The following is a 9,244-nucleotide window of genomic DNA, read 5'->3' on the forward strand; positions in this document are numbered from 1 at the left end:
CGGCGGAGAGGAAGAGGAACGGGACTCTCATGTGCTGGACGGCCCGGGCGGCGCCCGGCCGAGGTCCGCCGGCATGTGCGCGGCGGCGGGCGGCGCGTGCCCGGCCGCCGGGGCGGGCCGGGCCGGCCGCGGCGGGATACGGGGAGTGTGCGCGGGGGTGAAGAGCAGATGGCCCGCCGGCACCGTGCGCTCCCCGGCGTCGCGCTGCGGCCTGAGAGGGACGGTGCGGGCGGTGCAGCCGTCGTCGGTGTGCGGACGGACGTCGGACGAGCCGGCCCCGGGTGCGGTGGAGGGATCCGCAGCGGACGGCCCCGGCCCGTCGGGCGCCGGGGCACCGGGCACGGCGGGAGCGGGTGCGGACGGGCCGGGAGCCACAGGACCGGGAGCCACGGGGGCGTCGTGAACCGGTGACCGCGCCGCGCGGACGGCCCGTGGGTCGTCGGTGAGGCCGAACCCCAGGGTCAGGAGGACGGAGGCCAGGGCGGCGAGAACCGCGACGGCGCGGAGCGGAAGGCGGGCGGCACGTCCCGGCGGAGTGGCGTTCAAGGCTCGACGAGCCCCGCGCGGATGGCATACCGGGTCAGATCCAGGCGGTCCCGCAGCCCCAGCTTGTTCAGCAGGTTCTCGCGGTGCCGCTGCACCGTCTTGACGCTGATGAAGAGCAGCCCGGCGATCTCCTTCGACGAGTGTCCCTCGGCGACCAGCTTGAGCACCTCCTCCTCGCGCGGCGTCAGCAGCTGGGGTGCCTCCTCGCCGTGCTGGACCCGGTCGAGGTAGTTGCGGATCAGGGCGGTGACCGCCCCCGGGTAGAGGAAGGGCTCGTCACGCATCGCGGCCCGGCAGGCGGCGACCAGATCACGGTCGGCGACCGACTTCAGGACGTACCCGCCGGCCCCGGCCTTGAGCGCCTGGAACAGGTACTGCTCGTTGTCGTGCATCGTCAGCATCAGGATGCGCAGGCCGGGCTTCAGCGCGGACAGCTCACGAGCGGCCTGCAGACCGGTCATCCGGGGCATGGCGATGTCCAGCACCGCCAGGTCGATCTCCTGTGCGCGGGCCATGGAGATCGCCTCCGCACCGTCACCGGCCTCGGCGACGACCTCCAGGTCCGGCTCCCGGTCGAGGATCAGCCGGACGCCGCGGCGCACCAGGGCGTGGTCGTCGGCGAGCAGGATCCGGATCGTGGTCGGTGGGGCCTGGTGGTTCATGACTGCTTCCTGACGGCGGGCACGGCCAGCCGGATCCGGGTACCGGTCCGGGCGACGGGAGTGATGTCCAGTGTCGCCCCGATGAGCAGGGCCCGTTCACGCATTCCGCGCAGGCCCGCCCCCTCGTGGGCGGCGCCGACCCCACGGCCGTCGTCGGTGACCTCGAGGACGACACGGTCGTCGTCCCGGTACAGGCTCACCGTGGCGGAGCGCGCCTCGGCATGCCGGGCGACATTGGTCAGACTCTCCTGCGCCACACGGTAGATCACCAGCTCCGTACCGTTGTCCAGCACGGGCAGGCCGGCGTCGAAACGGCGCTGCACCCGCAGCCCGGTGTGCGTGGCGAACTCGGTGGCGAGCGAGGTGACGGCACTGACCAGACCGAGATCGTCCAGTACGCCCGGACGCAGTCGGCGCACCAGCCGGCGGACCTCGTCCAGACTCTCCCGGGTGATCTCCCGCACCTGCTGGATCTCCCCGCGCAACGGAGCGGGCGCCTCGTCGGCGACCCGCTTGAGGGCCAGCAGGATGGCGGTCATGCTCTGGCCGACCTCGTCGTGCAGCTCGGCGGCGATCCGGCGCCGCTCCGCCTCCTGGGCGAGCAGGGCGCGGGCGCTGCTCGCGGCGCGCTCCTTCTCCAGCCGCTCCAGCATGGCGTTGAACGTGCTGACCAGTTCGGCGACCTCCCCGCCGCCGCGCACCGGAAGCCGCTGACCGGGCCGCAGCAGGTCGACGGTGGCCATCAGCCGGGTCACCCGGTCCAGTGGGGCGAGCCCGATCCGCAGCAGGGCCGCGTTGGCGACGAGCATCACCCCCATGCCGCCCACCAGGATCACCGCCTCGGTCAGCAGCACCGGCACGGACACGGTCACCGGAGCCCACAGCAGCAACGCGGTGGCCGCGCCCAGCACCACCGCGTTGAGTCCGAAGATCCGCCAGTACAGGGACACGGAGGTCACGCCTTTCCTCTTTCGCCTGCCTCCACTGTCGGGCACCGCGACGCCCGATGGGGCAGCGGCCCCTGATCCCGGCGAACGGCGAAACGGACAGAGTGCACGAGCCGGCGGACCCCGGTCGATGGGCTCCGTGACCCATTTCGGCCCCCCCCGGCGGGCCCATGCCGTCCGGAGTGGGTCCTGGAACCCCGCGCAGATGGGTGTCGCGCCCGATGGGTTCCCGGCGGAGAAGCGGCGATGGTGATGGATCGACCAGATCCACCACCTGTCACCAGAGGAGACTCTCCGTGTCGCTCGACCTGCCCCTCACCGAACCGCGTACCGACCACCCCGCCGTGGACCAGATCAGGCAGCGCCTCGAACACGCGCGCACCACACGGGTGGCACAGCTCAAGGCGCTCGACGACACCGGACAGAGCCCCGACGATCACCTGCTGGCCAACCAGCAGGGCTCCATCAGGCGTGTCCTGAAGGAGATCGACGAGGCCTTCGCCCGCGTCGAGGACGGCAGCTACGGCACCTGTCTGGGCTGCGCCAAGCCCGTCCCGGCGGAGCGGCTCGAGATCCTGCCGCACACCCGGTACTGCGTCTCGTGCCAGAGCCGCGCGGCCTGACCCCCGGCCCCGTATCCGGCCTCTCGCCCGCACCCGGCCCCGTCCGCAATCCTCTCCCGCTCTGCCCAAGGGGGTGAAGTGGTGGCCCACCAGACCATCGACGAGCACGACGAGGTCCTCACATCCGAGGACCTCGCGGCGTTGCGTGCGAACCTGCGCGAGCAGCAGCTGTTCCGCCGGGACCAGCTGCGGGAGTTCGCCGTCGACGCCGGGTCGCTCCCCGGCGGGCCGGGCGGTCCGGGTGACGCGGGCGTGCCGCAGGCCGCCGGCCGGATCGAGGTCCAGGTCAAGCTCGCCGCGTCCGCCCGCATGGTGCTCGCCGACGTCGAGGCGGCGCTCACCCGCATGGACACCGGGGACTACGGCGTCTGCCACCTGTGCCGCGGCCCCGTCGAACGCGACCGGCTGCTGATCGTCCCGCAGGCCCGCTACTGCGCCCGCTGCCAGCAGGTGCGGGAGGCCGCGCGATGACCACGGCACACCACCGGCCGCCGGACGACCCGCCGGAGCACGTGCCTGCGCGGCCCGTACGTACGCGGCACGTACGGGAATGACCCGCACGGCCGCCGGAATGCTCCGCCCGCGCGCCGCACCCACCGTCCCGGGCGCGCGGGCGGTGGCCGCCCCGCCGCGGACCCCCACCCCGCCGGACCGCTCCCGGCGGGGTGGGCGGCCGCGTACGTGACCCGCCCCACGGCCGGCCCGGACGACGGCACCCGGCGCCCCGACACCCACCCACCTGCCCACCCTCCCCGAAGGAGTCATGCCGTGGCGGGCACCATTCCTCCCGCGCAGCCGCCCCCGGGCCCTCGCCTCGGCCCGCCCCCGGGCCCCCGGCCGTGGCGTCGGCGGCCCAACCCCCTGCGCCGCCCGGCCGACGTTCTCCAGGCACGGATCGGCCTCGGGCTGCTGCTCGCCGTGCCGGCCGTGGCGCCCGTGGCCGGCGTCGTCGTCGCGGATCTCGCCCACCGCCACCACGAGGACACGGCCCGCCACCAGACCCTGACCCGGCACGAGACGGACGCGACCCTCACCGAGGACGTCCCGCGCCATCCGGAGCCCGGATCCGACGAGGCGGAGCTCGCCCGCTACCCCGCCGAGGTCCGCTTCACCGCCCCCGACGGGCACACCGCCACCACCCGGGCCGAGGTCCCGCCCGGACTGTCCGCCGGCAGTCCGGTGCGCATCTGGGTGACCGCCGCCGGCGAGGCGACCGAAGCACCACTGACGCGTGAGCAGATCCGCAGCCGCAGCATGGGCTGGGCCCTCCTCGCCGCCGTCGGAACCACCCTCACCGGCGTCGCCGCCCACGCCGCGGCCCGCCGTGCCGTGCGGCGCCGCAACCTCGCCGCCTGGGAGAGGGCCTGGGCCGAGACGGCACCCCGCTGGACGACGCCCGGATGAACCGCCGCACGGGCCGCACGGATCCGTAGGCGCGTCCGGCGTTCCGCGTCACCCGCGTTCGGCAGTGAGGGTCTTGACCCGGCGGAGCGTGAGGACGGTCGCCGCCGTATGGACGCCGGGCAGCGCACCGATTCCCTCGCTGGGGAACGCGTACAGCTCGTCGGTGCTGCGGCACGGGGCCGAGATCGCGAGGTTCATCCGCCCGGTGACGGCGGCGAACCGCACCGCCGAGTGGCCGGCCACGCCCGCTCCCGCCTCGGCGAGGGCGTGCGGGGCGACGGTCAGCCGGATCAGCGCCTCGACGCCCTGCCCGGGAGGCTCGTGGTCGTACTCGACGGCGAGGCCGCGCTGAGCGTCATGCCCACCTGGTAGAGCTTCTCGCGGCCGTGCACGTCGCCGAACACGCCCGCGGTGAGGATCAGCGCGGCCACCGGCAGCACGTAGGCGTCGGAGACCCACGACAGTTCCGCGGTCGTGGCGCTACGGGGGGGGGTACGCCCGGCCGTGAACTCCCCGCCACGAAGGGGAGAGGGCGGGGCGGGGTGAGGCGGATATATTTTTGCAGGATCTGCATTTTTGCGTACTCTGCACGACGTGAGCGAAAGAGACCCCGCGGGGGGCGGGCTTCGGGGACGCAAGAAGCGGGAGACCCGCGCTGCCCTGACAGCGGCCGCAGTGCGGCTGGCGGCGGAGCACGGCGCGGAGAACGTCACCGTCGACGCCATCAGCGAGGCCGTCGGCGTATCCCCCCGCACGTTCTTCAACTACTTCGACTCCCGTGACGACGCGTTCGTGATGGTGGGAGCGGAGTCGGGCGCGCGCGTCCGGCAGGCGGTGCTCGCCGCGCCCGCCGACGTGCCCCCGCTGGTGGCGCTGCGCGACGCGCTGGCCGCGGAACTGGGAGAAGTGGAACAGCAGCACGAGCTGTGGCGGCTGCACTCCGAGGTACTGCGCAGGTCGCCGCACCTGCTCGCGCGCAGCTTCGGCGCCCACATCGAGGACGAGTTCACTCTGGCCGAGACGCTCGCGGAGCGCACCGGTGCCGGTTCGCCGCTGTTCACCGGGGACCGTCCCCCCTTCGGGACGGCCGAGGGGGAACGGCGCAGGCAGGCCCTGGGGCTGTATCCGAGGCTGCTGGCCGCAGTCGGCTCCACGGCCGTCCGTATCGCCGTGGAGCACTGGTGCGTGCGGCAGGACGAGGCCACCCTCGAGGCCGTCTTCCGGACGGCGTTCGACCACCTGGCCGCCGGACTTCCACGACCGGCCGTGCCGGTCGAACCGGTGGACGAAGCCTGAGCGGATCCGTCCCTCACCCGACCTTCGAACATTTGTGAAAGAGCTGAAGTGACCGAATCGCCGGCGCCCGCAGAGGCGTCACCCACCTCCATGACCCACCGGCAGATACTCCAGGCCATGTCGGGGCTGATGGCCGGCATGTTCGTCGCCATCCTGGCCGGCACCGTGGTCGCCAACGCGCTTCCGCGCATCATCACCGACCTGGGGGCCAGCCAGTCCTCCTACACCTGGGTCATCACCGCCGAACTGCTGGCGATGACGGCGACGGTGCCCCTGTGGGGCAAACTGTCGGACCTGTTCAACCAGAAGCTGCTGCTCCAGCTGTCCCTGGCCCTGTTCGTCGTCGGCTCGCTGCTCGCGGGCTTCTCCCACGGCGTGGAACTGCTGATCTTCAGCCGCGTGGTGCAGGGCATCGGCGCGGGTGGACTCACGGCCTTGGCGCAGGTCGTGATGGCCGCCATCATCCCGCCGCGCCGGCTCGGCAAGTACGCGGGCATCTTCGGTGCCGTCTTCGCCGTCGGCACCGTGGCCGGACCGCTCATCGGCGGTGTCATGGTGGACACCTCCTGGCTCGGCTGGCGCTGGTGCTTCTTCATCGGCGTACCGTTCGCGCTGCTCGCCATCGCATTGCTCCAGCGCACCCTGAAGCTGCCCACCGTCCGCCGCGAGGCGAAGATCGACTTCCTGGGCGCCTTCCTGATCGTCGCGGGCGTCTGCGCCCTGCTCATCTGGGTCTCCCTCGCGGGGAGCGAGTTCGACTGGATGTCGTGGCAGACCGCCGCCCTGGCCGGTGGGGGAGTGCTGCTGCTCATCGCCGCGGTCGTCGTCGAGGCGCGCGTGCCGGAGCCGATCATCCCCCTGGGCATCTTCCGCAACCGCACGGTGACGCTCACCACGGTCGCGAGTCTGCTCGTCGGTGTGGCCATGTTCGGCGGCACGGTCTTCCTCTCGCAGTACTTCCAGATCTCCCTGGGCAAGTCCCCGACCGTCGCGGGCCTGATGAGCCTGCCGATGATCCTCGGCCTGCTCGTCTCCTCGACCGTCGCCGGACAGATCATCACCGCCACCGGCCGGTGGAAGGTGTACCTGGTCGCGGGCTCCGTCATCATGACGGCGGGCCTCGCACTGCTGTCCACCATCGAGGCCGACACCCACTTCGGCCTGCTCAGCGCCTACATGGCCATCATGGGCATCGGCGTGGGCATGCTGATGCAGAACCTGGTGCTGGCCGCGCAGAACGACGTTCCCGCGACCGAGCTGGGCGCCGCCACCTCGGTGCTGTCCTTCTTCCGGAGCATGGGCGGCACGATCGGTACCAGCGTGCTCGGTGCGATCCTCGCCAACCGGGTCGCCGGTGAGATGACCAAGGGCCTGACGGACGCGGGCGTCCCGGCCGCGGCGAACGACCCGGGCGAGGGCGGAGTGCCCGACATGGCGACGCTGCCCGAGCCGGTGCGGGAGATCGTGGAGCATGCCTACGGGGTCGCCACCGCGGATCTCTTCCTCGTCGCCACGCCCGTCTCGGCCCTCGCCGTGATCGCGGTGCTGTTCATCAAGGAGAAGCCGCTGAAGGACACCAGCGGCATGGAACGGCTCACCGCCGAGTCCGCCGAGTCCGCCGAGTCCGCCGGTACGACGGCATCGCCGGCCGGCGTCGGCTGAGACGAACGCCCTTCGGGGTGCCGGCGTGCGGAGGTCCTCCGGGGAAGTGCCCGGAGGGCCTCCGCACGTGTGTACGGCCGGCCCGACTGTGCGACGAGAGCCGTTCGGCACCCTGGACCCTGCGGTACCCGGGGCCGAAGGACCCTCGGATCGTCCCCGGACAGCCCTGGGAACCCCCGTCGATCCGCAGGATGCTTGACAGGGCGAGAGGCGCCCGGAGAAGCCCGGGACGCCGCACGGCACGATGCGAGCCCGCGTACTCGGGGGCGGGCGCGCACGGCGTGGCCGACGAGCGGCCGCGCCGGTCTGTGGGAGGAGGTGCACCGCCATGACCGGCACCGTGTTGGTCACTCACGGAAGCACGAACGGATCCACGGCGAGGATCGCCGAAACCGTCGCCGGCGTTCTGCGCCGCGAGGGCGGACTGGCGGTCGAGGTCCTGCCGGCCCGGTCCGTCGGGAGTGTGGCGTCGTACGGCGCCGTGGTGGCCGGCGGCGGACTGTACGCCGGACACTGGCACAAGGACGCCCGCCGGTTCCTCCACCACCACCGCCACGAACTGGCCGAACGCCCGCTGTGGCTGTTCAGCAGCGGCCCGCTCGACGCCTCGGCCTCGGAACGGGACGTCGAGCCCGTGCCCGGCGTGAGGAAGGCCATGGCCCCGTTGGACGCCAGGGGGCACATCACCTTCGGCGGGTGTCTCGAGGAGGGCGCGAAGGGATGGGTCGCCCGGATGATCCTCCGCAACGGAAAGGGCGGGGACTTCCGTGACTTCACCGCCGTCGAGGCGTGGGCGGCGGACGTCGCCGACGAACTGACGCAGATGTGGGCCCATGTGCCCCAGTGACGGCTTCCGCGAACTCGGGCGGCAGGAGTGCCTGCGGCTGATGGGCACGGTGCCCGTCGGCCGCATCGTCTACACGCGCCGGGCCCTGCCCGCCGTGCTGCCGGTCAACTTCGGCCTGGACGAGGACGGTTCGGTCCTGCTGCGTACCGCCGTGGCCTCGGAACTGGTCCGCGCGATCGACGGCGCGGTGGTCGCCTTCGAGGCCGACGACGTCGACGCGGCCCGGCAGGCCGGCTGGAGCGTGGTCGTCACGGGTCCGGCCGCGGTGGTGACCGACCCGGCCGAGCACGCACGTCTGACCCGCACCGGCCCGGCCTCCTGGGTGCCCGCGCCACGGGAGGTCTTCGTCCGCATCGGGCCCGGGCTGGTCACCGGGCGTGAACTCGTCGGCGGACAACCCGTGTACGGGGTGGACCTCACCGCCTGAACGTCTTCCGGCTTCCTCCCGGTCTCTTCCCTGCCTCCTCCCGGTCTCCTCCAACCGGTCCCGTACCCAGGGCCGTCCGGCCTCGGGGCCGGGCCGTGCAGCCCCTGTGGCGGGGGCCGGTGACGCGAGACATTGAAGGTGCGACGAGAGCCGTTCACCTTCTGCGCATCGCGTCACCCCGGGAAGGGATGAGCATCATGGCAGTCCACGACAGTTCCCCACGGCGTTGGGGATCGCGTGTCCCGACTCCGCGCCGGGCCGGGAGGACGGCTCCCGCCTCCGCCGGGTCGACGGCGACGGCGGCGGCGGCGGACACCGCGGCCGGCGCGTACGTGCTGGCCGGGCTCCGGGTCCTGACGGGCTTCGTCTTCCTGTGGGCGTTCCTGGACAAGACGTTCGGCCTCGGCTACGCCACCCCCTCCGGCAGGGCATGGATCGAGGGCGGCTCGCCGACCCGGGGGTTCCTCGGCGGAGTCGCCGTCGGGCCGATGGAGTCCGCCTTCCACGACTGGGCCGGGGCTGCGTGGGCCGACTGGCTGTTCATGCTCGGCCTGCTCGGCATCGGCGTCGCCCTGGTCGCGGGCATCGGCCTGCGGCTCGCCGCGGTCGGCGGCACCGTCATGATGGCGCTGATGTGGGTCGCGGAATGGCCGCCGGCCCGGCACCTGTCGGACGGATCGCCGAGCATGTCGACGAACCCGTTCGTCGACTACCACCTGATCTACGCGGCCGTCCTGATCGCCCTCGCCGCCGCGGGCGCCGGCGCCACCTGGGGCCTGGGCAGGATCTGGGCGCGACTGCCCCTCGTCAGCCGCAACCGCTGGCTGCTC

At 72.9% G+C, this 9,244-nt stretch carries 13 protein-coding genes; 8 read left to right on the forward strand and 5 right to left on the reverse strand.

Translation table 11 applies throughout. From position 1 onward, the window contains the following. Positions 1-27: 27 nt before the first annotated feature. Genes ACFWVE_RS11800 through ACFWVE_RS11810 form a run of 3 tightly spaced genes read right to left on the reverse strand, consistent with a single transcriptional unit; the run spans position 28 to position 2,167 of the window. The gene (locus ACFWVE_RS11800) at positions 28-546 is read right to left on the reverse strand and encodes a hypothetical protein (RefSeq protein WP_384011302.1); all 519 of its coding nucleotides are present in this window, start codon (positions 544-546) and stop codon (positions 28-30) included. Further along, positions 543-1,208 (reverse strand): response regulator, encoded by a 666-nt coding sequence (locus ACFWVE_RS11805; RefSeq protein ID WP_384011307.1) that lies wholly within the window; start codon positions 1,206-1,208, stop codon positions 543-545. The genes ACFWVE_RS11800 and ACFWVE_RS11805 overlap by 4 nt, the downstream gene beginning before the upstream one ends. Beyond that, a complete protein-coding gene (locus tag ACFWVE_RS11810; protein WP_384011311.1) occupies positions 1,205-2,167 on the reverse strand; it encodes a histidine kinase in 963 nt (320 codons plus the stop codon). Before ACFWVE_RS11810 ends, ACFWVE_RS11805 begins: the two co-directional genes overlap by 4 nt. A gap of 284 nt (positions 2,168-2,451) precedes the next feature. On the opposite strand from ACFWVE_RS11810, the gene ACFWVE_RS11815 reads away from it, so the two are divergent. The 3 genes from ACFWVE_RS11815 (at position 2,452) to ACFWVE_RS11825 (ending at position 4,182) form a co-directional block, all read left to right on the forward strand. Further along, positions 2,452-2,778: a TraR/DksA family transcriptional regulator gene (locus ACFWVE_RS11815; protein WP_384011314.1), complete on the forward strand. Its 327-nt coding sequence runs from the start codon at positions 2,452-2,454 to the stop codon at positions 2,776-2,778. A gap of 78 nt (positions 2,779-2,856) precedes the next feature. Continuing rightward, complete coding sequence (locus ACFWVE_RS11820) at positions 2,857-3,249, forward strand: TraR/DksA family transcriptional regulator (protein WP_384011320.1); 393 nt, start codon at positions 2,857-2,859, stop codon at positions 3,247-3,249. Positions 3,250-3,546: 297 nt separating this feature from the next. Continuing rightward, positions 3,547-4,182, forward strand: a complete 636-nt coding sequence (locus ACFWVE_RS11825) for a hypothetical protein (protein WP_384011322.1) — start codon at positions 3,547-3,549, stop codon at positions 4,180-4,182. A 48-nt stretch (positions 4,183-4,230) separates the two neighbouring features. On the opposite strand, the gene ACFWVE_RS11830 is transcribed toward ACFWVE_RS11825, so the two are convergent. Together ACFWVE_RS11830 and ACFWVE_RS11835 are read right to left on the reverse strand one after the other, a co-directional pair. Then, complete coding sequence (locus tag ACFWVE_RS11830) at positions 4,231-4,425, reverse strand: hypothetical protein (protein ID WP_384011325.1); 195 nt, start codon at positions 4,423-4,425, stop codon at positions 4,231-4,233. A 47-nt stretch (positions 4,426-4,472) separates the two neighbouring features. Beyond that, a complete protein-coding gene (locus tag ACFWVE_RS11835; RefSeq protein WP_384011356.1) occupies positions 4,473-4,613 on the reverse strand; it encodes a hypothetical protein in 141 nt (46 codons plus the stop codon). Positions 4,614-4,767: 154 nt separating this feature from the next. Here ACFWVE_RS11835 and ACFWVE_RS11840 point away from each other — a divergent pair, with 154 nt between their 5' ends. The 5 genes from ACFWVE_RS11840 to ACFWVE_RS11860 form a co-directional block, all read left to right on the forward strand. Further along, the gene (locus ACFWVE_RS11840; RefSeq protein ID WP_384011351.1) at positions 4,768-5,478 is read left to right on the forward strand and encodes a TetR family transcriptional regulator; all 711 of its coding nucleotides are present in this window, start codon (positions 4,768-4,770) and stop codon (positions 5,476-5,478) included. Positions 5,479-5,568: 90 nt separating this feature from the next. After that, positions 5,569-7,140: an MDR family MFS transporter gene (locus ACFWVE_RS11845; RefSeq protein WP_384011354.1), complete on the forward strand. Its 1,572-nt coding sequence runs from the start codon at positions 5,569-5,571 to the stop codon at positions 7,138-7,140. A gap of 328 nt (positions 7,141-7,468) precedes the next feature. Next, entirely contained in the window at positions 7,469-7,987 is a 519-nt protein-coding gene (locus ACFWVE_RS11850; protein ID WP_384011327.1) for a flavodoxin domain-containing protein, read from the forward strand. Next, positions 7,974-8,414: a pyridoxamine 5'-phosphate oxidase family protein gene (locus tag ACFWVE_RS11855; protein WP_384011330.1), complete on the forward strand. Its 441-nt coding sequence runs from the start codon at positions 7,974-7,976 to the stop codon at positions 8,412-8,414. The genes ACFWVE_RS11850 and ACFWVE_RS11855 overlap by 14 nt, the downstream gene beginning before the upstream one ends. Before the next feature lie 197 nt (positions 8,415-8,611). Next, positions 8,612-9,244: hypothetical protein (locus ACFWVE_RS11860; protein WP_384011332.1), on the forward strand; the 633-nt coding region annotated here is incomplete at its 3' end.

Source organism: Streptomyces sp. NPDC058632, from assembly GCF_042717095.1.
GTDB lineage: Bacteria > Actinomycetota > Actinomycetes > Streptomycetales > Streptomycetaceae > Streptomyces.

Coding starts and splice junctions, on each gene's coding strand:
- ACFWVE_RS11855 (WP_384011330.1), top strand. CDS start 7,974: ATGTGCCCCAGTGACGGCTTCCGCGAACTCGGGCGGCAGGAGTGCCTG.
- ACFWVE_RS11850 (WP_384011327.1), top strand. CDS start 7,469: ATGACCGGCACCGTGTTGGTCACTCACGGAAGCACGAACGGATCCACG.
- ACFWVE_RS11805 (WP_384011307.1), bottom strand. CDS start 1,208: ATGAACCACCAGGCCCCACCGACCACGATCCGGATCCTGCTCGCCGAC.
- ACFWVE_RS11845 (WP_384011354.1), top strand. CDS start 5,569: ATGACCCACCGGCAGATACTCCAGGCCATGTCGGGGCTGATGGCCGGC.